This window comes from Streptomyces sp. NBC_01217, assembly GCF_035994185.1.
Lineage (GTDB): Bacteria > Actinomycetota > Actinomycetes > Streptomycetales > Streptomycetaceae > Streptomyces.
Genome location: NZ_CP108538.1, coordinates 95,761 through 118,448 on the forward strand (window position 1 = coordinate 95,761; position 22,688 = coordinate 118,448).

Here is a 22,688-nt window from a genome sequence, read left to right on the forward strand (position 1 = left end):
GGAAACCGGAACGCGGCCCCGGCGCCCGGGGTGCCTCGTCAGCGGGAGAAGTCCCCCAGCTCCGTGCGGAGCTCTTCCAACACGGGGACGAACTGCTCTTCCTGCCGGGCGGCCAGAGCCTGCTGGGCGTTCCGGACCGCGGAGACGATCATGTCGGCCAGGCCCTGCGCGTTGCCCGCGTCGGCCACGACCTGTGAGATCACCAGGTCCTGGAGTACGCCCTTGCCGTTGACGGTCGCCTGCACCGCTCCGCCGCCCGCCGTGCCCTGCACGGTCAGCGCGCGGAGCTCCTCCTGGGCCCGGGACAGGTCCTGCTGGATCCGGCGGGTGCTTTCCAGGAGCTTCTGGATGCCGAGGCCGTCGTCAAGGTCCATGTCTGCGTTCCGATCGTGTGGTGGCCGTGCGGTGGCGGGGGACCGCCGTTTCTTTCGAGCTTATGCGGACGAGCGGCCGGGGGGAGCCGATGTGACCGGTGACGCACGGAACGCCGGCCGCCGTCGGCGCTCCGTGCGTCACCCCGTCCTCGCTCAGCGCTTGCTCCACTTCTGGTTGTCGGTGCCGTAGCAGGTCCACAGCTGGAGTTTGGTGCCGTTGGCGGTGTTCTTGTCGACGACGTCGACGCACTTGCCGATCGCGGTGTTCACGAGGTCGTGCGAGCTGTTCACCTTGAACTTCTGGGCCCAGCCGCCGTTGCATCTGGCGAGCTGGATGGGCGTGCCGTCATTCTGGGAGGCGCCTGCGACGTCCATGCACAGGCCGAACATCCGGGCCGTGCCGTCGGAGCGGAAGTCGATCTTCTGCCACGATCCGCCGCCGCAGTCCCAGATCTCCAGGCGCGTGCCGTCAGTGGCCATGCTGTTGGCTGCTCCCGTGGCAGCGACGCAGCGGTTGCTGTCGTGGCTGACGACCGCAACGCCCGGGTAGGTGGTGTTCTGCGGCGCCTGCGTGGTCTGGGTCGACCGCGCGGTGTTGGCACTGCCGGACCCGGAACCAGAGCCGGAGCCGGTGTTCGCACCGGCGATCGGCGGCCCGGTCGGTGCGCCCGGCGCCTTCTCGCCGGATCCGCCGCTTCCGCCTCCGGCCTTGGGACCGCCTCCGCCGTTCGGCGCCGGGGCGTCGGGGCCGACGGCCTTGACGCCGCCCGGCATGCCCGGTGCGGTCGAGTTGCTGTGCGAGGTGGAGGACTGCGCGGCGCCGGACGCGGACGGGGAAACGGAGGCGGCGGCGACAGCCTTCTCCTTGTCGCCGGAACCGGCGGGGAGCTTCGCGATCGCGAACACCACCAGAACCACGACGGCGGTGAGCGCGGCCGCGGAGACTATCCACGTCCACGGCCGGGCCCGCGGGTTGCCCCCCTCGCGGAGCTGCGTCGTGCGCCGGGTGAAAGCGTCGGCGAAGCGCGACGAGGCTCCGTCCAGCAGCGCGGGGTCCTGCGGCTTGGGTTGGGGCGGCACTTCGTCTCCTGTGAACTCGGAAGCCATGGGGTGGGTATGGGAAACGTGACGAGGCGATTATCGAAGCACGGCTTGGCGATTCGATGGCCAGGGGGTACACACCACGTAACGGTTATTTTAGGAGTCAAGTTCTGTCGGCCACTGGCGGGGCTCCCGTACGAAGGCGGCTCTCCGGCCGGGCACGACGCCCATCTGTGCGTGGAGGGGGCCATGCACACCGCTGAGCTGTGGAAACCGGCCCGGTGCCCGCTCGAACAGGTGTGGCGCTTCGGGGTGAGGGTGCCGGTGTGCGGGTCACCGCGATGTGACGCTGCCCGGTGGGGCCTTGACGTACACAACGAAGCTCCGTGCGCAGATGGCCTTCTCAAGTCGCCTGCGCAGCGCGGAGCTTACGTGGAGGCATCCGGCACGTCCGAGCGCGCCGGCTGCCGTCCCGGCCCGGTCACCGTGCTGCCCACTGACGCAGCGCGCCCTCGGTCACCTCACCGCCGGCCGGAGGGGCTTCGGGTGCCTCGGCGGGACGGGCGCGGGCGGCCAGCGGGTTCAGGCGCCGACGGCCGCGCGTCCGGCCGCGTAGGTGCGGGCCCGCTCGGCGACGCGGCGTCCGAGGTGCTCGGCGGTGGGCGGTTTCTGTCAGTGGTTGCGCATCAGCAGGTCAATGGGCCTGTGAGGTAGTCTCGCATGGCTTCGGATGGGGTCTTGTCGCCGAGGACCATGCGGGGGCGCCGGTTGAGCTGTCGGGCGACTTCTCGCAGATCGTGGGACGTGTGCACGGACAGGTCGGTGCCCTTGCGGAAGTACTGCCGCAGCAGCCCGTTGGTGTTTTCGTTGGTGCCGCGCTGCCAGGGTGAGTGCGGGTCACAGAAGTAGATCCGCAGCCCGGTCAGCGCCTCGATGTCTTGGTGCAGGGCGAGCTCTCGGCCCTGGTCCCAGGTGAGGGTCCGGCGGAGCTGGGTCGGCAGGTCCGCGGTCTGCGCGATAAGGGCGTTGCGGACCTGAGGGGCCTTCCAGCCGTGCGGTAGATGGACGAGCCTCACGTAGCGGGTGCTGCGCTCGACGAGGGTACCGATGGCCGATCCCTGGCCACGCCCGATGATCAAGTCGCCCTCCCAATGACCCGGTTGAGTACGGTCGTTGACCTCCAGCGGGCGCTGGTGGATGAGCGTCATGTTCTTGATCTTGTTGGGTTGGGGGACGCCTCGGCGCTGCTTCTTGCGCCGGGTGCGGCCGGTGCGGAGCCTGGCGTCCTTGAAGCCCAGCAGGCCGGCGAAGAGCGCCCGATAGATCGTCTCCGGGCAGGCCCGCATCGCCGGATCGTTGCCGAAAGACCGGGCGAGAAATCGGGAGACCTGCTGCGGTGACCACTTTTCGGTGAGCTTCTCGCGTACCAGGGTGCGCAGCGGCTCGTGGCTACGGATCTTCTCCTCCTTCGGCCTGCCACGGCGCAGGAGTGCCTGGTTGTGGGCCCACCAGGGCTGGTAGCGGCCGTCCGGCTTGCGGTTGCGCTCGATCTCCCGGTAGACGGTCGAGAGGCTCTTGCCGATCGAGGCGGCGATCTCCTTGACGGGCTGTTTGGCATGGAGGCCGTCAGCGATAGCGATCCGGTCGTCCTGGGTGAGGAAGCGCGGAGATATCGGGCCGGGGTCGGGAACGAGCATGCTGCCAGCATCTATGAACCACAGCGATCCGCAGCTGGTGGACACCCCGACCTCGCGGGCGGCAGCAGCACCCATCAACCCCTCGCGGAGCAGCTCGAAGTACCTCCGCTTCACATCGGTCGGCATCCTGTCCGGGGCTTATCGGGGCATCGGAACGTCCTCCTCGGAGAGCGTTCGCAACCACCAATAGAATTCAAGTGACAGACTGACGTTTCACCGAAGCTCCGTTGGTTCAGGGCGACTTGCGAGGTCAACCACCTCAACGGAGCTTCGGTCTTTCCGGGCACGGGCCTCTCATCAGCGGAAACGCGTACACGCAGGACTTTGCGGCAGCCCTGAAACACTGGCTTCGAGTACCTTCCGAGCTCAAGAACAGGGGCGTCGAAGACGTCCTCATGCTGGTCTGCGACGGGTTGAAGGGGCTGCCCGACGCAGTCGGCGAGGTCTGGCCGCGAACTGTGGTGCAAACGTGCGCGGTTCACCTGCTGCGGGCGTCATTTCGATACGCGGCCCGGCAGGACTGGGACAAGATCGCGAAGGCGCTCAAGCCCGTCTACACCGCGCCGACCGAGGACGCGGCCGCGACACGGTTCCTGGAATTCGCCGAGACCTGGGGCAAGAAGTACCCGGCGATCGTCCACCTCTGGGAGTCCAGCTGGCCCGAGTTCACGCCTTTCCTTCAGTTTGATGAAGAAATACGCCGCATTGTGTGCACGACCAACAGCATCGAAAGCGTCAACGCCCGCATCCGCAAGGCCGTTCGCTCCTGCGGGCACTTCCCCACAGAGCAGGCCGCCCTCAAATGTGTCTACATGGCCGTCATGAGCCTCGACCCGACCGGCGCCGGCCGCAAACGCTGGACCATGCGCTGGAAGGGCGCCATGAACGCCTTCGACCTGGCCTTCGACGGCCGTCTCACCGCAGGCCAACTCTGGCCACACCAAACCCAGTTACACCGCTCGCTTGGCTCTGTCTCACATCCGGTGGTGACGGACGGTGATGATGGCGACGGGTAGACCCACGAATCAAAAAGCTCGCAGGTCCAGTATGTTGGAGCGACCGTTGGTTGGAATAGCCAGCCTGCACAGAGACCTCCGATGCGAGCCTGGCGTGCCGACGCCGCGTCTCCCAGCGCAGCGCTCTTCGCTCGTGAAACATCGAGGTCAGAGCGTCAACCGCACTCTCTGCAACTGGCTGCCGTCGATGCTCACGATCTGTCACCACCGGATGTGTGACAGAGCCGCTCGCTTTACAGACCCGAGGTGTCCGGTGAAGATTTCCGTGCCCCGCGACTGGGACGGATCCTTCGAGCCGAAGATCGTCAAGAAGCGGCAGCGGCGTCTGCCCGGTGTCGACGAGATGGTCATCTCGCTCGCCGCAAAGGGCCTGACCACGGGTGAGGTCCAGGCCCACCTGGCCGAGGTGTATGGCACCGGCGTCTCCCGCCAGATCCGCAAGGTCATCTGCTCGACGAACGCGATCGAGAGTGTGAACGCCCGCATACGCAAGGCCGTCCGCGCCCGCGGGCATTTCCCTAACGAGGCCGCGGCCCTCAAGTGCGTCTACATGGCGCTGATGAGTCTCGACCCAACCGGCAAGGGTCGCAAGAGGTGGACCATACGCTGGAAGGCGCCTCTCGACGCGTTCCAGATCGCCTTCGAAGGCCGGCTCGCACCGGCCAACGACTGAACCTCAACAACCAAGATCAGCCGTCAAATTGACACACCCACTGGACGGACCAGCCACCTGCGAAGACCCTGGGGCTGGTGCGCCTACGGGGATCAGGACGTGCTTTTACGTTGCTCTCGCGCGGCGCGGGTGATCGCACGGCGGATCGGTTCGTAGCCGGTGCAACGGCAGACGTTGGAGCTGACGATGTCATTGATGCGTTTCTCGTCGTCGGCGATGCTCGGGTCGGCCTCCAGCTCGCCGGTGGCCACCATGAGGAAACCAGCGGTGCAGAAGCCGCACTGCAGCGCACGCTCGGCGGAGAACGCCTTCTGCAACGCGCTGGGTTCGCCGTCCGGGTCCGCCAGACCCTCTACCGTCCGGATCGCCTTGCCATCGCACTGCACGGCCAGCATGAGGCAGGCGCGGAGGGACTCACCGCCCACCAGCACGCTGCAGGCCCCACATACGCCGTGCTCGCAGCCCAGATGCGTTCCGGTTAGCCGGCAGTCGTCCCGCAGCACGTCGGCGAGGATGCGTCGTGGCTCTACGTCAAGCGCGTAGTCCTGACCATTGACGTTGAGGGTGATCTTCATCTGCTCTCTCCTTGAGGAAGTGTTAGGTAGCTGATCAACTTCGGGCGGTGATCTTCGTGGGAGCTGTCCGCGAAAATGACGTCCATGTGTGCCTGCACGTGCATGCCCGCCTACGAAACGTCGTTGACGGACGCTCATTGGGCTCTACGTTCTTGACCGAGCTGGTCCTCCCGTTCGTAATGTGGGGCCCAGGGGTGCTGTGGTACCACCACCCCTTGACCTCGTCGCGGATGGCGCGGGCGTGCTGGCCAGGCCTGATCCCCAGTATCCGGTGGGCTGCGGTCCTTTGCTTCTACCGCTTCGTCGCCCGGCGCCCCACGACGATTCGGCCGCCGATTAGGAAGCATGAGCAAGTCGCTGAGTAGAGCAATGCCGGCAAGGTCGTCTGTGGTGTGAGCAGAACGAATACGCACGTCAGGAGCATGAGCCGGATATGGGCGGGGATCGACAGCGGCAAGGGGCATCACCACGGCCCTGCCCTGGATGTGGACGGCGAGACGCTCCTGTCGCGGCGGGTCGCCAACGACGAGCTCGAGCTGCTGAAACTGATCAGCGATGTCCTCGACCTGGCCGATAGCCGTGAGGTCACCTGGGCCATCGACATGACCGGCGGAGAACCCGCGCTGCTGCTGGCCCTGCTGATCAACCATGGCCAAGTAGTCCTCTACATGCCCGGACGGCTGGTGAACCGCGCCTCTGACGGCTACCGCGGCGAGGGGAAGAAACACTTCCAGGCAGTACTCGCTCTCGCCCGCCGACGCGTCAACGTTCTGTGGGCCCTGATCCGTGACCGACGGTGCTACCAAGTCACACCCTTCTCGTGGACACCTGCGGGCTCGTCCTGCGAGCGGTGGTGCACTCGGCCTCGATCCTGACCGTGCTGGGGCCATACTGGTCCTCACCTGCATTCGAGCGCTGTTCCCGCAGGTCGGGATCGTGTGGCTCATGGCCGCGCGGCTCCCCGGGGAAGACATCAAGCCGCACGGCCCCAGCGAGCGAAGCCGCCCGACGCGTCACCGAAGACCTCAACCATCAGTGATGGACCAGTTACCTTTCTCAGCGTCGGTGCGCGACCTCTGGTCTGCTGCGGCCTGGCACAGCGTCCTGGCCACCACGGTCGCGATGGCGTGCCTGCGGTACTCGATGTCGGCGTAGGGCTCGGCGATCGGGGACGCATCCTGATCCGCCGCGATGCGGCCGGCTCGGGCGAAAGGATGGCCCTTGGGCAGCTTGTAGCCCGCCGGCACCTCACCGGCCTCCACGCCGGCCAGCACCTCCTCGGCGGCGCGCGCGCGCACAGGACGGTCGGCGCAGTTCACCAGTCCGATCCTGGCTCCCTCGATCATTCCGTCGCTGATATCCAGCGTCGCCCCAACCGCCACCTGAGCGAAGCAGAAGTGCGTGCGCCTGTGCTCGATGAACCCGACGCCCGTGTCGCCGCTGAGCAGTGGCCACCGCAAGGAGGTGATCACCTCGTGCGGTTGCCGGACCGTCCGGAAGGATCCTGTGAAGAAGTCGCAGGCGCCGACCTGACGGATGCCCCCCGGACCGGTCAGCTCGATATCGGTATCGAGAGCCACGGCGAGAGCGCACCATTCCGACGCCGGGTGGGCCCAGCCGAAACTGCCCGCCATAGTGCCGCGGTTACGGACGGGCGGATGCGCGATGTTGACAACGGCACGCGCGAACAGCTCTCCGAGCGGGCCCGGCACGGCCCGCGGGTTCTCGAAGACACGGTGCCGGACGAGAGGACCGACCCGCAGAACGCCGTCCTGCACTTCCATTCCGCCGAGTTCCGGAATTTGGTTGATGTCGACCACGACGTCGGGGCTGAGACGCTTCAGATGCATTTCCAGGAGCAAGCTCTGCCCGCCCGCGAGCACCTTGGCGTCCTTGGCGTTGCTCAGCGCGTCGACAGCTTCGTACACCGTCCGCGCCGTGAAGTAGTCGAAGACCGCGGGCTTCATTCGGGTTCCTCCGACTTCGGGGCTCGAGCCGCGCGCCAGACCACATCGGGAGTCAGCGGCATCTGCAACAGATCTGGATCGGCGACTTGAAGAGCATCGACGACCGCGTTGACGACCGCCGGCGGCGTTCCAATGCAACCGGACTCGCCGGCTCCCTTAGCTCCCAGCGGTGAGACCGGGCTCGGGGTGCACGTGTCCCTGATCTCGATCGGCGGGACTTCCTCAAATGTCGGCAGCAGGTAGTCCAGAAGACCGTTGTCCAGCATCGGGGCACCGGCGTCGTCATACGGGATCGCCTCGTACAGGGCTTGTCCGATTCCTTGCATGCATGATCCGAGGGCTTGACCGTGCACAGTGCCGGAGTCCAGCACTATCCCGCAATCGTCGACCGCTACCACCCGCAGCAGTGTCACCGTTCCGAGCTCGGTGTCGACCTCCGCCACCACGACATGCGTGCCGAAGGGGAAGGCCGCCTCGGTCTCGAACCTGTCGTCCACCTTCAAGGGCTCAGTCAGCTCGACCAGTTCGCCCAGCTCCAGGCACATGGAGTCGTCATCGGTGTGCTGCAGGCAGCCGTCGGACCACATCACGTGCTCCAATGGCACGTCCCATATCGCGGCGGCCCGCGCCAGGGCCGTGTCGATGACCTGTCGAGAGCAGTGCTGCAGCAACGCACCAGCCACCTGTGCTGTGCGGCTGGCGAACGACCCGAGACCGTCGGGCTGTTCGGCAGTGTCGCCCTCGATGAGACGGACACGTGTCTCGTCAATACCGAGGGTCCTCGCCACCAAGCCGGCTAGCACCGTCTCGTGGCTCTGGCCGCTAGACGCGGCACCACAACGGGCGGTGACGGTGCCGTCCTGGTGGACCTCGACACTGCCGCACTCGAAAAGGGTGCCCGGCTCGCCTCCGGAGCGCTCCACGTAGGACGACAGTCCGATCCCAATTGGCTTGGCGGCGGAGTCCTCACGCCGCCTGGCCTGCTCGGCTCGCCAATTGTCGTAATCCACGGTCTCCAGGGCCAGTTCGAGCGCTCTGGCATACTCACCGCTGTCGTACTTCCGGCCGGTGGGGGTCTGGTGCGGGAAGCTCTCAGGCGGGATGAAGTTCCGCCGCCTGAGCTCGGCGGAGTCCACCTTCAGCCTGCGGGCCAGCGTGTCCATCGACCGTTCTAGCGCCATCACCGCTTCTGGACGGCCGGCCCCCCGATAGGGATAGGTGATCATGGTGTTGGTCAGCACCGACCTGACCCTCGCGTGCACTTCGGGGATGGCGTACGGGCCAGGTGCCATGGAGGCGGTCTGCATGGGCAGCGCAACGCCGAGGTGCGGGTAGGCGCCGACATCAGCTTCCAGACTCAGCTCGTAGGCCAGCAAGCGTCCGTCGGAATCGGCGGCAAGACGGGCATACTGGTCCTGTCCCCGGCCACGCGTAGCGACGAACATGGATTCGAGCCGGTCCTCGATCCACCGGACAGGTCGTCCGAGGGTCATCGCCAGATGGGCGACCACGACGAACTCCGGCAGACATCCGCTCTTGGAACCGTATGCTCCTCCGGTGTCGGGAACGACCACCCGGATCTGATCTTCCGCCCAGCCCCACAGCGAGGCCAGTTCGCGGCGCAGGCGATATGGCATCTGGTGCCCGGAGTGAACGGTCAGCCCGTCCTCGTCCGGGATCACCAGGATGCCCCGGCACTCCATCGGTGTCGGCATCAACAAGCTCTGCCTGTACCGCCCCTCCACCACTACGGCCGCTTCGCGCCAGACCGAGTCCTGGATCGGCCGGCCCGTCTCGTCTTCCATGACGACATTGGTGGTGTGCCCCTCGAACAAGGGGATCGCGTCCGCCGCCACAGCGGCGGACGGCGTGACCATCGCGCGCAGCGGTTCGACCTCGAAGGTAACTCTCGCCGCCGCGTCTTCGGCCCGATAACGGTCCTCCGCCAGCACCACCGCGACCGCCTCCCCCGCATAACGCACCCGCTCGCGGACCAGCGGCGGCCACTCCCGGCCGTCGGCGCCGCGGTCCGAGGACTGGCCGAGTACGGGGTCCGGGACAGACGGCAGTTGCTGGAGCGTGGCCGCCGTATACGCGCCCAGCACACCCGGCCCCGAGGCGGCCTTGCTGGTGTCCACCGACCTGAGGGTCCCATGACCGACGGCGCTGCGAACGAATACCGCGTCCAGACAGCCGGGTACGTGGATGTCGGCGACGTAGCGGCCCCGGCCAGTCGTCAGCCGTTCGTCCTCCCTACGCGTCCACTGGTACACAATCGGACCTCCGCACTTGCTTCAGGGCGTGACGACGGTCTCGGTACCTCGGCCCTGGCCCTGGTGGGACGCCTGCCAACGCTGTCCAAGGAACCCTCACCTTCAAACGTAGAGGCGCGACTGCAACTCCGCACGCCACAGCGCGCCCGCGTGCTCTGTACAAACTCCCCAGAGCTGGAGGACGGCTTCGAGGATGTCGGCCTGATTTCGGAGAAAAAACATGAGTTGACCTGCGGAAACGCCTGTGAGCACGCCGAGATGGCGTGTCACTAGTGCAGCGCGTCGCAGGTCCTTTGCTGGTTGAGTGTGCGGGGTCTGGCTACGCGTGGTAGTCAGCGAGGTGGACGAGGGCGGCGGTATCGAAGGCTGCCGTCGGGCTGCCGGTGCGCAAGACCGCGTCGGTGTAGGCGTCGGTGGCGCTCAAGTACATGGCGAAGCCCCAGGCGTTGTCGTCGCCGAGGTATTCGATGCGGCACAGTGGGATACGCGCGTCCTCGCCCTCTTCCTCGACGATCGCCGTGAGGTAGCCGAACGAACCGCGCCACCGGGTGTCAACCTCGGCCAAGGCGGGCCAGCTTTGCAGCTGGAAGGCGTGGTGGTCGACGGTGTCGTCGACCTCTTCCTTCAGGCGTTTGGGGGGAACCGGCATGGTGATCACCCAAGCTCCCGGCTGGTGCTCACGTCACGTTGCCGCGCAGCAGCGCCGTCGCCGCGCGCGTGGCGCGTGTGGCGACATCCTCGGGGGAGAGGCGGGAGCAGGTCAGGAAGTCCTCCGTGTCCAGGGTGACGTAGCCGTGGGCTAGGACGAAGAGCTGTTCAAGTAGGAGCAGTGCTTGGGAAGGGTCGGCGTGGCCCGCCTGCCGGGCGAGGTCGAGCAGCAGCGCCATCAGGTCCCGGCCGGCCCGGGCCACGTCGGCGTCGCGCAGCGGCCTCAGCTCCCGGGCGAAGATCACGTCGAGGCCGGCGCCGCGGTCGGACACGTGGCGCACGTATGCCCCCGCGGTGGCCGCGAGCCGGTCGATCGGGTCGGGGCCGGCCGCCTGCACGGCGGCCTCCATGGACCGGGTGAGCTCGTCGGCGGCCTGTGCCGCGACGACGGCGAGCAGCGCGTCACGGTTGGGGAAGTGACGGTACGGGGCGGCCGTGCTCACCCCGAGCCTGCGGGCGAGTTCGGCGACGGAGAAGCCGGCCATCCCCGTCTCGGAGAGCAGCACGAAGCTCTCAGCGATCAGCGCCGAGCGGAGCTGCCCCCGGGCAGGGCGCTCACTCCCCGCCCCACTTGCTGCGTCAGTCACTCGGTCCACCTTCCTTGACTATAAGTAAGAGACCACTTACTTTAGAAGTGATAGCCCTCTTACTTCTAGCACTGGAGGCCGCGCATGACAGGGATCGACGGCAAGGTGGTGGCCATCACGGGCGCGGGCAGCGGGATCGGCGAGGCGAGCGCGCTGCTCCTCGCGTCGCGCGGCGCGAAGCTCGTCCTCGCAGCGCGTCGGAGCGACCGGCTGGAAGCGCTCGTCGCCCGCATCGAGGCCGATGGCGGCACGGCAGCCTGGACGACGACGGACGTGCGTCGCCGCGGAGACCTCGCGGACCTGGTGGCGTACGCCTGCGGGCGCTATGGCGCGCTCGACGTCCTCGTCAGCAACGCCGGGATCGGCCCCATCTCGCCGTTCGACGAGCTGCGCGTCGAGGACTGGGACCGGATGATCGACGTCAACTTCCGCGGCGTGCTGCACGGGATCGCGGCAGCGCTCCCTGTGTTCCGTAAGCAGGGCAGGGGGCAGTTCGTCAACGTCGTCTCGACCGCCGGGCTACGCATCGTGCCGAACCAGGCTGTCTACGCGGCGACGAAGAACGCAGTCCGCACCGTCTCCGAGGGACTGCGCCAGGAGGCCGGGCCCGACCTGCGGGTCACCATGGTCTCGCCCGGCTACGTCGCGACGGAGTTCGCCGACTCGGTCACCAGCCCCACCGTCAAGTCGCAGGCCCCGGCAGTCGACTTCTCCCTCTCCCTCTCCCCCGACGACATCGCCCGCGCTGTCGCCTTCGCGATCGAGCAGCCGTCGAACGTCGACGTCGGCGACATCGTCGTCCGCCCCACGGCACAGAGCTGACGCCTCACGGGCCTCTCTGGGCGAACTCGTCGACGCCCAGGTGCGTTTCCTCCGGAGGGACGGGCCTGACCGGGGATCTCCCGGCTTCGCCCGTCTGTCCGGCAGGGAGCGAAGCGTCAGGAGGCTGTCAGCGATTGATGATCGCCCCAGCTTCCGGCTGGTGCTTACTCCAAAGGAAACGCACCCTTCGTGGCCCATCCACCCGCACCGCCGTTGCCGCTTTCACGCAAGCAGGAACGCAAGATGCGCACGCTCGTGGCCGCTGCCGGGGCCGGGCAGGCGGTGGTGCGGCGCGCACGGATCGTACTGCTGGCCGCCGCGGGCCGGCCCACCACCGCCATTGCCGCCGAGCTCGGCTGCAGTGTGCCCACCGTGCGCACCTGGCGCGAACGCTTCCGCCGCCGTGGGGTGGCGGGCCTGTTCGATCGCCCGCGCAGCGGACGCCCCGAACAGCATGGTCCCAGCGCGCGCCTGGCCGTGGTGGCCACCGCTACCAGCGTGCCGCCCGAGGGAGCCACGCTATGGACCCGCGTCACAATCGCCGCCCACCTGGCCGAACGCGGCCTGGTGCTCTCGCCCTCCACGGTCGGCCGGGTCCTGGCCGAGGCGAAGGTGCGCCCGCACAGGGTCCGCGGCTGGCTCAACCGGGCCGACGACGACGCGTTCTGGTCTCAGGCCGGCGCGGTGTGCCATCTCTACCTGGACATCCCACCCGGCACGTTGCTGGTCAGCGTGGACGAGAAGACCGGCGTTCAGGCCAAATCCCGCCGCTACCCCACCCGGCGCACCCGCCCCGGACAGGCCGAGCGGCGGGAGTTCGAGTACCGCCGGCACGGCACCGTCTCCATTGTCGCCGCCATGGACGTGGCCACCGGCCAGGTCCTGGCCGAGCGCATCAAGCGCAACGACTCGGCCGCCTTCATCGCCTTCCTACGGCGATTGAACCGGCTGACCGACCCGGCCCTGCGCCTCCACCTGATCATGGACAACGGCTCCTCGCACACCTCCAGGGCCACCCGCGCCTGGCTCGCCGCCCACCCGCGAATCACCGTCACACACACGCCCAAGCACGCCAGTTGGCTGAACATGGTCGAGCAGTGGTTCGGCGTCCTGACCCGCCGCCTGCTCCGCCGCGGCGACTTCACCTCCCGCGAGGACCTCGAAGCCCAGATCACCGCTTTCACGATCCGGCACAACCGCACCGCCCGCCCCTACCAGTGGCGCTACGACGCCGACGCCGACCACGCCCGTCACCCCCAGACCGCCCCAGCGGAGTACACCAAGGCCGCATGATCCTCACCCACCGTCACCAAGGCGACCACCAGCAACCGGCAAAGGACCTGCGACGCGCTGCACTAGGCGGGGCATAGTGCCTGGTAAGCGGCCTGCGGTCAGATCGGTGATCCTCCTGGGCGGGGTGACGTTCAGGGCGGGGGTCTGCTGCAGGTTCGGGTGACAGGTTCGGTCACGCGGCCTGGAGGGCCGGTGGTGTCATGACGGTCTCGAATTCGACGGCGGTCAGGCGGCCGAGTGCGGCTTGTCTGCGACGGCGGTGGTAGGTCCGCGTGAAGTTTCCCCAAGGCCGGGTAGTTAGCGTTTTCGCAGGTCACGCAAGGGGTGTTGACGGGTTTTCGACGTGGAGCAACGGAGCTCGTTGGTACAGGCAGTCGTCCAAGACAGCTTGTCCCGCAAGGAGCTCCGTTGCCTGTTCATTGTGCCCCGTCGTCGGCGCTGACGACCATCACCCGTACGGTGATGGTGGCCGCGGGCCGGTTCGCTCCCGGTCACCTGGGGGAGCTGACACCGGTCATGCCATTCGAGCTGGTCGACGCGATCTTGTCCGAGACCGGGACCGTGCAGCGGCGGCTGCGTGATCTGCCCTCGCGGGTCGGCATCTATTTTTTCCTGGCGATGTGCCTGTTCCCCGAGATCGGCTACCGGCTGGTCTGGGACTGTGAGAATGGGGCCACCTCGTTCGGGACCGTGGTCTGATCCGGTCTGGGACTGACCATCGTGTCCGGAGCAGCGATGCACCGAGGTTGACAGACCATAGGGGCATCAAGCTGACCGCCGGTCTGGCGGGGATGCCGACGGTCGTCTGCCCGAGCACGAAAGCGCTACGTGATCTGCGCCGCAGGCTCGGCAGCGCGCCGGTGCGGGCGCTGTTCGAGGTGCTCGCCGGGCCGCTGGCCCAGCCGGCCACACCAGGGGTACGGTTCGGCCCGTACCGGACGGTGTCGTTCGACGGCTGCAGCTCGATCAAAGTGCCCGACAGCGAGCGCAACCGCGGCCGGCTGGGGCGGTGCGCGCACGGCGGCTATCCCCAGGTCGAACTGATGACGCTGGTCGAGACCGGCACCCGGGCCGTGATCGGAGCGGTCTTCGGCCCCACCCGGGAAGGCGAAACCTCGTACGCCACCAGGCTGTTGCACCATCTGGGACCCAAGATGCTGGTGCTGTGGGACCGGGGCTTCGACGGCAACGACTTCCTCGCCGCCGTGCACTCCACCGGCGCGCAGGTCCTGGGCCGCATCAACCAGCGCCGCCGCCCACCGGTCCTGAAGGCGCTCGCCGACTCCTCCTACCTCTCGGTCATCGGCGACGTCCAGGTACGCATCATCGAGGCCCGGGTAAGCGTCCGCTGCACGGACGGCAGCACCTTCGAGGGCGCCTACCGTCTGATGACCACGCTCCTGGACACACGCCGCTACCCCGCTCACCGCCTCGTGCACCTCTATCACGAACGCTGGGGTGCGACACGAAGTCGCACGAGTTTGAGTGAATTACCTGAAGGAGGCCGACAGTTGATGTCGACAGCGTAGTTCCGGGCCAGTGCTCAAGGCCCGTCCCCACTCCGACATGCGTCGCTGGCAACGGCGGGGTGTGAAGCTCGGAGGAGAAGCCCAGGGACTCTCGTTCCATCCGGGAGTTACAGGCAAGGGGAAGACGGGACGGGTGAACGCAAGTGAACCCCTGATGATGCTTCGTAATCGTGACCCCCGCCGATGGGTTGTTCCAGCGGAGTGCAGGACTGGCCGTTGAGAAGCGGCAGGCGCCGGCTGAATCCCCATCGTCAGCCGGGAGAGCATCGCCGCCCCGGAGTTCAGGGGGCACCCACCCCGGTCGTGTCTCACTCGTGCGGAACGTGGAAACCCCGTTGGGGTCCGGTGCCGAAAGGCGCCGGTCAGCCGACCGTAAGGAAGGTCCAACTCCCCAGCGGGAACAGGATGGCCCAAGAAGCGAACGCCGGTGGCCGAAAGGCAACGGGAAGCCGCGGCGGATGATCAGCACCTCCGCTGGTCGCCGCGGACAACCGGCCGGATACGGGCACTGCCCGGACCCGAAAGGGTGCTGACGTGGGCCAGGTGGGCCTGTGAGGAATCGATGACCATCAGCACCAAAACCGAAGGGCAAGTTGGACACCATGACGATACGAACAGTCGAGGCGCGAGCCGCTTCGGGTGCCGACGGCGTGGTGAACGGACCGGAGGGCGACTCCACTGATTGGCAGTCGATCGACTGGCAGCGCACGGAGGAGGAAGTACGGCGGCTGAGGCAGCGGATCTTCACGGCGTCACAGGCAGGGGACCTCAAAAGGGTCCGCAATCTCCAGAAATTGATGCTTCGCTCCCGTTCCAACACGCTGGTGAGCATGCGGCGGGTGACGGAGGTCAACGCTGGCCGCAAGACGGCAGGTGTCGATGGGCGGGTTGTCCTGCTGCCCCAGGGGAAGGCCGAGCTGGCCGACTGGATGCAGCACCGGGCGGCCCCCTGGAAGCCCCGGCCCGTCAGGCGGGTGTTCATCGACAACGCCGATGGCCGCCAGCGCGGCCTGGGCATCCCCGTGATCATCGACCGGTGTCTTCAAGCCGTGTCACTGAACGCGTTGGAGCCTGAGTGGGAGGCACGGTTCGAGCCGAGATCCTATGGATTTCGGCCCGGCCGAGGCTGCCACGACACGATCGGAGCGATCTTTCTGGCCGCCAAGGGCAAGGACCCGAAGCGGCAGTGGATTCTTGACGCGGACCTGGCAGCGGCGTTCGACCGGATCGACCATAATCGTCTACTGGCCGCCATCGGACAGTTCCCCGCCAGGGGACTGGTCGAGCAGTGGCTCAAGGCAGGAGTGATCGATCGCGGCTGCTTTGCCCCGACCGAGGAGGGGGTCCCGCAAGGCGGGATCATCTCCCCCGCGCTGATGAACGTGGCCTTGCACGGAATAAAAGAGGCCGCCGGAGTCCGCTACCGACCCACCGGTCCGCGTGCCGGTGAACTGGCAGTGGGCTCACCGGCCTTGATCAGGTACGCCGACGACCTGGTGGTGCTCTGTCACAGTCATGAGGAAGCCCAACAGGTCAAGGAACGGCTCGCCGTATGGCCGGCGCCCAGGGGGCTGGCCTTCAACGAGGACAAAACGCGCATCGCGCACCTCGACGAAGGCTGTGACTTCCTGGGGTTCACCGTCCGCCGCTTCAACGGCAAGCTGCTGATCAAGCCGAGCAAGACAGCCGTGCGACGAATCCGGGCACGGCTCACCGCCGAAGTGCTGGCCCTTCGGGGACAGAACGCGGCAGCGGTGATCACCAAGCTCAACCCGATCATCCGGGGTTGGGCTGCCTACTATCGGGGCGTGGTCTCCAGCAAGGTGTTCACCTCGCTGGACAACCACGTGTGGAAGCTGGTCTACAAGTGGGCCAGGCACACGCACCCGAACAAGCCGAGGGGCTGGGTGACAGCCCGGTACTTCGGCCGGTTCAACACCTCCAGGCAGGACCGGTGGGTATTCGGCGACCGGGAGACCGGCCGCTATCTCGCCAAGTTCGCCTGGACAAAGATCGTCAGGCATCAGCTGGTCATCAAAGGGGCGTCCGTGGACGACCCGGCGCTGACCGAGTACCGGGCCTCGCGGCGACGCAGGAACAAGCCCCCGCTGAGCCCGCCCTGGTTGCACCTGCTTCAGGGGCAGCACGGGCAGTGCCCTCTCTGCGGAAGCCTTCTCCTGCATGCCGACCGGGAGCCGCAAAGCCCCCAGGAATGGGAGCAGTGGCTACGGGCGACCCGGACGGCGGTGCGCGGCAACGCGCTCACCCTCATCCCGGACGCAGGTCAGCCGGACGATCGTGTCGCCTTCCGACTGATTCACGTCCACTGCCACCGCTGGCGCGGTAGCCGTGGACCGGCAAATCTGGCTGCCCGTGGGCCTTCAGGGCCTGCTTGAGCCGGATACGGTCAACGCCGCCCGTCCGGTTCTGAGGGGGGTACGGCGCAGCAATGCGCCGCACCTACCCGACAACACGAGAGCGCCTACTACGCCCTGCGCCACACCGTCCTGCACGGACGTGTCCTGCGCTCACACGACCCGGTCGGCGTCGAACAGGAAATGTGGGCCCTGCTCACCCTCTACCAGCTCCTGCGCCGCACCACGGTCGAGGCAGCGGAGTCCCAGCCGGGCACCGATCCCGACCGCTGCAACTTCACCATCGCCCTCCAAACCGCCCGCGACCTGCTGGTATGTGCGCAAGGAGTCTTCGAGCAGGGCATCGGAGAGATCGGCCGCCGAGTTCTGTCGACGCTGTCGCCCGCACGGCGAAGCCGCGTCAGCACCCGCAAGGTGAAGTCACCTATCTCCCGCTATGCGGAGAGGAAATTGGACGGCCGACCCGACGGCAGCAAGGTCGTGACCTCGACGACGATCACTCTCCTGCCACCCCCCACTGCCGCAGCCCGCACTGCCCGCGACGACCGACCGGGAGAACACCGGCAATCGCATGGCACGTGTCCTGACCATCCTGCAGGCGGAGCCCGAACGGCTATGGCGCTCAAGGGAGATCGCCGTGCTCCTCGGCGACGTCACCCTCGTCGCCACCTATCGCCAACTTGCCCGCTGGACCGAGAGAGGAAAGATCAAGAGAGTCCGCACGGGCCGCTACGCGGCCATCACACAGACCCCGAACCCCTTGCGTGACCTGCGAAAACGCCAACTACCCGGCCTTGGAAGTTTCCCCATGATCTTGGACACGTGATGGTTACGCCGCGAGGGCGTGTTGCTGGCGCTGCCTGGTCTCGGCCGGGGTGAGGTAGCCGAAGGTCTTGTGCTTGCGTAGGCGGCGGCGGTTGTAGAAGGTCTCGATGAAGTTGAAGACCTCGGCGCGGGCGGTGGCCCCGGTCGGGCCAGGTGCGGGTTCCGATCTCCTCCTTGAGCAGGGCCCAGAAGCTCTCCGCGGCGGCATTGTCGAAACAAGATCCGGTGCGCCCGCAGCTCTGGCGAAGCCCCAACTCACGTATTCTGTCGCGGAATTGGGCCGAGGTGTACTCGCTGCCGCGATCGCTGTGGATCACACAGTCGGGCTCCAGTCCGCTGCGGCCGTGGGCCATGTCGAGAGCGTCGATGACGAGTTCGGCGCGGTGGTGGTCGGCCATGGCATAGCCGACGACCTCACGGGTGGCCAGGTCCAGCCAGCAGGCGAGGTAGAGCCAGCCCTCGGCGGTCGGCAGGTAAGTGATGTCGCCGACCAGCTTGATGCCTGGACGCTCGGCGTGGAAGTCGCGGCCGATGAGGTCCGGGGCCGGCTTCGCCTTCTTGTCCGGCCGGGTCAGCGAGCGGTGCTTGCGCCGGGTGGCGCCGCGGATGTCGCGTTGGCGCATGATGCGGGCGATGCGCTTGCGGTTCACCCGCTGCCCCAGGCGCCGCAGTCCGGCGTGGATGCGCGGGACGCCATAGGTCTTCCGGGAGGCGATGTGCAGCACGGTGATCTCGTGCGCGAGCGCGTCGTCGGCCGCCTGGCGCTTTGGACGGGCGGCCTCGCCGTCGCGCCAGGCGTAGTAGTAGGAGGAGCGGGCCACGTGCAGCGCCCGGCACAGCAGAACGATCGGGTAGTTCGCCTTCTCCGCGTGGATGAACCGGCACAACTCGCTCACCGGTCGTTCTCCTTCACGAAGAAGGCGGTCGCTTTTTCAGGATCTCGATCGTCTGCTGCTGTTCGCGGCTCTCCTTGCGCAGCCGCTTGAGCTCCTCGCGCTCGGCGCTGGTCAGCTCGCCGGGGGTGCCCTCTCCCCGGTCTGCCTTGGCCTTGCGGTACCAGCCGCGCAGGGACTCGGAGCTGATGCCGAGTTCCCGGGCAACGGCGGTGACCGTCTTGCCCGAGGAGTCGACGAGCGCGATCGCGTCCCGCTTGAACTCCTCGGTGCACCGCTTCGTGTACTTGCTTCCCACCTGGTGCTACTTCCTCTGGAACCTCAGGTCCCAGTCTCCAGGTGTCCACGATCAAGGAGAAGCTTCACAAGCTCGCTGCCCCCGCCTTCTCCGCTTCCCGTGCGAACTCGGCGGCCCGGTCTACCTGATGGGCCACATGGTTCAGGTACGGAAGAGCGAAACCGATCTGCATGATCACATCCTTGTCGAGGGTTGCTGCAGGAGACGGGGCCGCTGGCATCGAGTCGGCCAGAGGCAGGAGCAATCAACTGCCCACGCGGGGCGGAGTGGACGTTCTGTGAACACGCCTGGCGTGCGACGCGTACAGACGAGGTGCGATGACCGGCATCAGCAGGCGTGCTGGGAGGGGTGCGTGGGCCAGCACCGCCTTGACGACATCGGGGTCGCCCTCGTACATCACCATGCCGAAGGTCAGAGGAAGCGTCTTCCTCGGACTCTTCTCCAAGCCGTGCTCCCCCATCCGCGCCCATTCCGCGGCGGTGACGTACCGCTCGGCCAAGGGAAGGATCTCCTCCTCCTCCAGAGCCATGTGCTCGACGAGGACCGTCAGCAGCCGTTCCAGCACCTCGGCCAGTTCTTCACCGCCGCGGCCCGTGGCCCGCCACCCGGACAGCAGTGCCACCACCTCCGCGTGGGCGCGCTCGATCGCGTGGTGTTGCTCCTCCATGGTGGGCACGATGGCCGCGGCATCCTCGCCTCCGCGCTCAAGAAGCAGCGGCCACAGCACCTCGTCCTCACCCTCGTGGTGCAGATGAAGGACGAGGCACAGCAGTTCGACATGTGCGCCGACGACCTCAGCCCGCTTCATGTCCCCGGGGGGCACCGCCCGGACCACATCGGGAAGCAGCCGGAACTCGCGGCGCATCATTGTGTGCGCCATATACATGTCACGCACATCCGCCATCGGTTCGCTGAATACGGACCCCACTGTGCATTCTCCCTCGCTCTGGTCCACACCATGCCGCGAGTCGGGACATCGGAACGGATGCCGCCAACTCGCCCGCGCAGTCACCCTTACACGTAAGTGCCTACGCAAGCAAATAGCCAGTCAGGGCGGAATCGTATGATGTGGGGCAGCGGTCAGTTCTACCCAGCGGACAGTCGTCTGCATGGCGTACAGTTGACAACTTTTTCCCAGCCCAGCACTCCGCCGTTCGTTTCCTGGTGTCGGCGTACGGGCTTCTCTCCCCAGCTGCGTACAGATGAACGTCCCCAGCTGTTGAGGCCCGCTTCTGATCCTGGTGGGCCATGCTGATCCCATGACAGCTAAGGGGTGGGGCATAGCGGTCGTGGCCTGGAGCGTGATCGCTGTGCTGTTCATGGGGACGACTGTGTGAAGTTCCCCCCGCGAACTGGACAGCGGGTGTTTACGCGGCCGGGACGAGGTTCTGCCTGAGCAAGGATCTCGTTTCGAGCGGGGTCACGTACCCGTAGTCGGGGTGCCGACGGAGCCGGCTGCGGTTGTACTCGACCTCGACGTAGCGGAAAACGTCGGCCCGGGCGGCTTCGCGGGTTGCCCAGACGGTGGTTCCGATCTCCGCTTTCAGGATGGCGAACCAGCTTTCCGCGGCGGCATTATCGTAACAAGAGCCGACACGCCCCATCGACTGCCTCATGCGCAACTTGCGTATTTCGCTGCGGAATTCGTCACTCGTGTACTCGCTGCCGCGATCCGTATGCATGACGCAACCCTGCTCCAGGCCGCCACGCCCGGCCGCCATCCGCAAGGCGGCGACCGGCAGCTCGGCGCGGTGGTGGTCGGCCACCGCCCAGCCGGCCACCTCCCGCGTCGCGAGATCGATACAGGTCGCCAGATACAACTTCCCTTCCAGCCTGCCGAGTTCGGTCATGTCGCCGACGAGCCGCATCCCGGGCCGGGGCGCGGTGAAGTCCCGGCCGATCAGGTCGGCGGCAAACACCGCCCGCTTCGCCTGCCGGGTCAGACCCCGCCGCCGGCGGAGGGTGATCCCGACGATCCGGTGCTTGCGCATCAGCCGCTCGATCTTCTTGGAGTTCACCACCCGCCCGGCCCGCCGCAGGGCGGCGTGGATCCGCGGCGCCCCGTAGACACCGCGAGATCCGGCGTGAAGCACCCGGATCTCGCCCACCAGCACCTCCTCGGCCCGCTCCCGCACCGTCCGGGCCGGCCGTGACGCCCTGTGCGCGTAGTAGGTGGAACGCGGCACTCCCAGCACACGGCACAGAAACGCAACGCTGTGACCTGCAGGATTACCCTCCGATGCCTTCTCCGCATCGATGAAACGACACCGTGCCACGGTGTCTACCTCATCTTGTCCTGAACGAAGAAGGCGGTCGCTTTTCCCAGAACCTCGATCGTGGCCTCCTGCTCGCGAACCTTCCGCCGCAGCCGGACCAACTCCTCACGCTCCGCAGTGGTCAAAGCCCCAGCGGGTCCCTCACCGCGGTCGACCTTCGCCTGCTTCACCCACCCGCGCAGCCCTTCCGGACTCACGCCCAGATCCCTCGCGACCTCGGTGACCGTCTTCTCCGAGGACAACGCCAAGGCGACCGCGTCCCGCTTGAACTCGGCCGTGTACCGCTTACTCATGTTGCTCTTGCTCACTACCTGTGACTGCTTCCTCCGGGACCATCCGTCCCAGTATCAAGCTGTCCGGCCAGCAGGGGGAACCTCAAAGCCGGCGTCACCCAGTCCATGGGCGCGGTCGGTTCCAGCGCGGACAACGCGCTCGCCGAGTCCTTCAATGCGACCTGCAAACGGGAGACCCTCCAAGGCCGGCGGGCCTGGGACACCGAGCGCGAGGCACACCTGGACCTTTTCCGCTGGCTGCACCGCTACAACACCGTCCGACGCCATTCCCGCCTCGGACATCGCAGCCCGATCGCCTACGAGCGAGCACTCGCAACAACATCAACTACGCTGGCCGAAGCCGCATAACCCGTGTTCAAGATCAGGGGTCAAGGCCCGTTTCGTGGTGTCTGATACCGAGAGGTTCTCCGCCCGGTTACAGCTGGGTCTGTCCACCGTTGACCTCGTAAACGGAGCCGGTGACGAAGGAAGCCTCGTCCGACAGGAGGAACGCGGCGACCGCTGCGACCTCGTCCGTGGTGCCGCTTCGCTTCATTGCAGTCTTGTCGGCGATGGCCTTGCGTACCTCCGGGGGCAGGTTCCTCGCGGAGGGGGCGTCGATGGGGCCGGGGGCTACCGCGTTGATCCGGATGCCTCGCTCGGCGTATTCGACAGCGGCGGAGCGGGTCAGACCGATGATCCCGTGTTTGGAGGCGGCGTAGGCGGGGCGTCCGGCGTGGGCCATGACTCCGGCAGTGGAGGCCATGTTGAGGATGACGCCGCCGCCGCTCTCGACGAAGTACGCGATCTCGGCCTTCATGCAGTAGAAGGTGCCGGTGAGGTTGGTTCCTACGACGTCGAGCCAGTCCTGGGGGTCGACGTCGTGCGTGTCGGTCAGCGCGGGGGTGATGCCGGCGTTGTTGAAGGCGAAGTGCAGGTGGCCGTAGGTGCTCACGGCGAATTCGACAATGCTCTGGGCGGCCTGGAAGGCGGAGATGTCGGTTGTGAACGCGGAAGCCTGCCCACCGGCAGCGACGATCTCCCTGGCGACGCGTTCGGCGCCGACGCTGTCGCGGTCGGCCGCGATGATCTTCGCGCCGGCGCGTGCCAGCTGCTTGGCCGCGGCCTCCCCCAGGCCGGAACCGGCCCCCGTGATGATTCCTACCTTGTCATTGAAAGTCATGATCTGATCCT

At 67.0% G+C, this 22,688-nt stretch carries 20 protein-coding genes and 4 pseudogenes; 10 read left to right on the forward strand and 14 right to left on the reverse strand.

Features of this window, described 5'->3' with window-relative positions:
• Window positions 1-38: 38 nt before the first annotated feature.
• The 3 genes from OG507_RS00355 to OG507_RS00365 all read right to left on the reverse strand — a co-directional run bounded on the left by OG507_RS00355 (window position 39) and on the right by OG507_RS00365 (window position 3,238).
• Complete coding sequence (locus OG507_RS00355; RefSeq protein ID WP_327365083.1) at window positions 39-374, reverse strand: YbaB/EbfC family nucleoid-associated protein; 336 nt, start codon at window positions 372-374, stop codon at window positions 39-41.
• A gap of 153 nt (window positions 375-527) precedes the next feature.
• Complete coding sequence (locus tag OG507_RS00360; RefSeq protein ID WP_327365084.1) at window positions 528-1,454, reverse strand: RICIN domain-containing protein; 927 nt, start codon at window positions 1,452-1,454, stop codon at window positions 528-530.
• Window positions 1,455-2,101: 647 nt separating this feature from the next.
• Window positions 2,102-3,238 carry an IS30 family transposase gene (locus OG507_RS00365; RefSeq protein ID WP_442810913.1) on the reverse strand — a complete coding sequence of 379 codons (1,137 nt, stop codon included), beginning with the start codon at window positions 3,236-3,238 and terminating at the stop codon, window positions 2,102-2,104.
• 212 nt (window positions 3,239-3,450) lie between these two features.
• On the opposite strand from OG507_RS00365, the pseudogene OG507_RS00370 reads away from it, so the two are divergent.
• The 3 pseudogenes from OG507_RS00370 to OG507_RS40260 form a co-directional block, all read left to right on the forward strand.
• Window positions 3,451-4,041, forward strand: a pseudogene (locus OG507_RS00370) (IS256 family transposase); the annotation flags it as partial.
• 298 nt (window positions 4,042-4,339) lie between these two features.
• Window positions 4,340-4,537, forward strand: a pseudogene (locus OG507_RS40255) (transposase); the annotation flags it as partial.
• A gap of 21 nt (window positions 4,538-4,558) precedes the next feature.
• Window positions 4,559-4,801: pseudogene (locus OG507_RS40260) on the forward strand (transposase); the annotation flags it as partial.
• Between the two features lie 92 nt (window positions 4,802-4,893).
• On the opposite strand, the gene OG507_RS00380 reads toward OG507_RS40260, so the two are convergent.
• Window positions 4,894-5,376: a (2Fe-2S)-binding protein gene (locus OG507_RS00380; protein WP_327365086.1), complete on the reverse strand. Its 483-nt coding sequence runs from the start codon at window positions 5,374-5,376 to the stop codon at window positions 4,894-4,896.
• A gap of 422 nt (window positions 5,377-5,798) precedes the next feature.
• Between OG507_RS00380 and OG507_RS00385 the strand changes: the two genes are divergently transcribed.
• The gene (locus OG507_RS00385) at window positions 5,799-6,251 is read left to right on the forward strand and encodes an IS110 family transposase (protein WP_442810914.1); all 453 of its coding nucleotides are present in this window, start codon (window positions 5,799-5,801) and stop codon (window positions 6,249-6,251) included.
• A 150-nt stretch (window positions 6,252-6,401) separates the two neighbouring features.
• Here OG507_RS00385 and OG507_RS00395 read toward each other — a convergent pair whose 3' ends face one another.
• The 4 genes from OG507_RS00395 to OG507_RS00410 all read right to left on the reverse strand — a co-directional run bounded on the left by OG507_RS00395 (window position 6,402) and on the right by OG507_RS00410 (window position 10,911).
• Window positions 6,402-7,343: an FAD binding domain-containing protein gene (locus OG507_RS00395; RefSeq protein WP_327365087.1), complete on the reverse strand. Its 942-nt coding sequence runs from the start codon at window positions 7,341-7,343 to the stop codon at window positions 6,402-6,404.
• Window positions 7,340-9,616 carry a xanthine dehydrogenase family protein molybdopterin-binding subunit gene (locus tag OG507_RS00400; protein ID WP_327365088.1) on the reverse strand — a complete coding sequence of 759 codons (2,277 nt, stop codon included), beginning with the start codon at window positions 9,614-9,616 and terminating at the stop codon, window positions 7,340-7,342. The genes OG507_RS00395 and OG507_RS00400 overlap by 4 nt, the downstream gene beginning before the upstream one ends.
• A 319-nt stretch (window positions 9,617-9,935) precedes the next feature.
• Window positions 9,936-10,265 carry a hypothetical protein gene (locus OG507_RS00405; protein ID WP_327365090.1) on the reverse strand — a complete coding sequence of 110 codons (330 nt, stop codon included), beginning with the start codon at window positions 10,263-10,265 and terminating at the stop codon, window positions 9,936-9,938.
• A 28-nt stretch (window positions 10,266-10,293) separates the two neighbouring features.
• Window positions 10,294-10,911 (reverse strand): TetR/AcrR family transcriptional regulator, encoded by a 618-nt coding sequence (locus OG507_RS00410; RefSeq protein ID WP_327365091.1) that lies wholly within the window; start codon window positions 10,909-10,911, stop codon window positions 10,294-10,296.
• Window positions 10,912-10,995: 84 nt separating this feature from the next.
• Here OG507_RS00410 and OG507_RS00415 point away from each other — a divergent pair, with 84 nt between their 5' ends.
• The 5 genes from OG507_RS00415 (at window position 10,996) to OG507_RS00435 (ending at window position 16,951) form a co-directional block, all read left to right on the forward strand.
• A complete protein-coding gene (locus tag OG507_RS00415) occupies window positions 10,996-11,733 on the forward strand; it encodes an SDR family oxidoreductase (RefSeq protein WP_327365092.1) in 738 nt (245 codons plus the stop codon).
• 243 nt (window positions 11,734-11,976) lie between these two features.
• Complete coding sequence (locus OG507_RS00420) at window positions 11,977-13,026, forward strand: IS630 family transposase (RefSeq protein WP_327365093.1); 1,050 nt, start codon at window positions 11,977-11,979, stop codon at window positions 13,024-13,026.
• A 408-nt stretch (window positions 13,027-13,434) separates the two neighbouring features.
• A complete protein-coding gene (locus OG507_RS00425; protein WP_442810915.1) occupies window positions 13,435-13,725 on the forward strand; it encodes a transposase domain-containing protein in 291 nt (96 codons plus the stop codon).
• A gap of 47 nt (window positions 13,726-13,772) precedes the next feature.
• Window positions 13,773-14,555, forward strand: a complete 783-nt coding sequence (locus OG507_RS00430; protein ID WP_327365094.1) for a transposase — start codon at window positions 13,773-13,775, stop codon at window positions 14,553-14,555.
• Window positions 14,556-15,157: 602 nt separating this feature from the next.
• Window positions 15,158-16,951, forward strand: a complete 1,794-nt coding sequence (locus OG507_RS00435; RefSeq protein ID WP_327365095.1) for a reverse transcriptase domain-containing protein — start codon at window positions 15,158-15,160, stop codon at window positions 16,949-16,951.
• Between the two features lie 719 nt (window positions 16,952-17,670).
• Here the strand turns inward: OG507_RS00435 and OG507_RS00440 are convergent.
• The 5 genes from OG507_RS00440 to OG507_RS00460 all read right to left on the reverse strand — a co-directional run bounded on the left by OG507_RS00440 (window position 17,671) and on the right by OG507_RS00460 (window position 21,530).
• Entirely contained in the window at window positions 17,671-18,651 is a 981-nt protein-coding gene (locus OG507_RS00440; protein WP_327365096.1) for an IS3 family transposase, read from the reverse strand.
• A 13-nt stretch (window positions 18,652-18,664) separates the two neighbouring features.
• The gene (locus OG507_RS00445; protein ID WP_327365097.1) at window positions 18,665-18,946 is read right to left on the reverse strand and encodes a transposase; all 282 of its coding nucleotides are present in this window, start codon (window positions 18,944-18,946) and stop codon (window positions 18,665-18,667) included.
• 244 nt (window positions 18,947-19,190) lie between these two features.
• Window positions 19,191-19,874, reverse strand: a complete 684-nt coding sequence (locus OG507_RS00450; protein WP_327365098.1) for a hemerythrin domain-containing protein — start codon at window positions 19,872-19,874, stop codon at window positions 19,191-19,193.
• A gap of 439 nt (window positions 19,875-20,313) precedes the next feature.
• Window positions 20,314-21,222 (reverse strand): IS3 family transposase, encoded by a 909-nt coding sequence (locus tag OG507_RS00455; RefSeq protein ID WP_327365099.1) that lies wholly within the window; start codon window positions 21,220-21,222, stop codon window positions 20,314-20,316.
• A 5-nt stretch (window positions 21,223-21,227) separates the two neighbouring features.
• Window positions 21,228-21,530, reverse strand: a complete 303-nt coding sequence (locus OG507_RS00460) for a transposase (RefSeq protein WP_327365100.1) — start codon at window positions 21,528-21,530, stop codon at window positions 21,228-21,230.
• A gap of 69 nt (window positions 21,531-21,599) precedes the next feature.
• Between OG507_RS00460 and OG507_RS00465 the strand changes: the two are divergent.
• Window positions 21,600-21,863, forward strand: a pseudogene (locus tag OG507_RS00465) (integrase core domain-containing protein); the annotation flags it as partial.
• Window positions 21,864-21,930: 67 nt separating this feature from the next.
• Here OG507_RS00465 and OG507_RS00470 read toward each other — a convergent pair.
• Window positions 21,931-22,677 carry an SDR family NAD(P)-dependent oxidoreductase gene (locus OG507_RS00470; RefSeq protein ID WP_327365101.1) on the reverse strand — a complete coding sequence of 249 codons (747 nt, stop codon included), beginning with the start codon at window positions 22,675-22,677 and terminating at the stop codon, window positions 21,931-21,933.
• Between the last annotated feature and the right edge of the window lie 11 nt (window positions 22,678-22,688).

Coding starts and splice junctions, on each gene's coding strand:
- OG507_RS00380 (WP_327365086.1), bottom strand. CDS start 5,376: ATGAAGATCACCCTCAACGTCAATGGTCAGGACTACGCGCTTGACGTA.
- OG507_RS00470 (WP_327365101.1), bottom strand. CDS start 22,677: ATGACTTTCAATGACAAGGTAGGAATCATCACGGGGGCCGGTTCCGGC.
- OG507_RS00355 (WP_327365083.1), bottom strand. CDS start 374: ATGGACCTTGACGACGGCCTCGGCATCCAGAAGCTCCTGGAAAGCACC.
- OG507_RS00420 (WP_327365093.1), top strand. CDS start 11,977: ATGCGCACGCTCGTGGCCGCTGCCGGGGCCGGGCAGGCGGTGGTGCGG.
- OG507_RS00365 (WP_442810913.1), bottom strand. CDS start 3,238: ATGCCGACCGATGTGAAGCGGAGGTACTTCGAGCTGCTCCGCGAGGGG.
- OG507_RS00395 (WP_327365087.1), bottom strand. CDS start 7,343: ATGAAGCCCGCGGTCTTCGACTACTTCACGGCGCGGACGGTGTACGAA.
- OG507_RS00405 (WP_327365090.1), bottom strand. CDS start 10,265: ATGCCGGTTCCCCCCAAACGCCTGAAGGAAGAGGTCGACGACACCGTC.
- OG507_RS00385 (WP_442810914.1), top strand. CDS start 5,799: ATGAGCCGGATATGGGCGGGGATCGACAGCGGCAAGGGGCATCACCAC.
- OG507_RS00435 (WP_327365095.1), top strand. CDS start 15,158: ATGACGATACGAACAGTCGAGGCGCGAGCCGCTTCGGGTGCCGACGGC.
- OG507_RS00415 (WP_327365092.1), top strand. CDS start 10,996: ATGACAGGGATCGACGGCAAGGTGGTGGCCATCACGGGCGCGGGCAGC.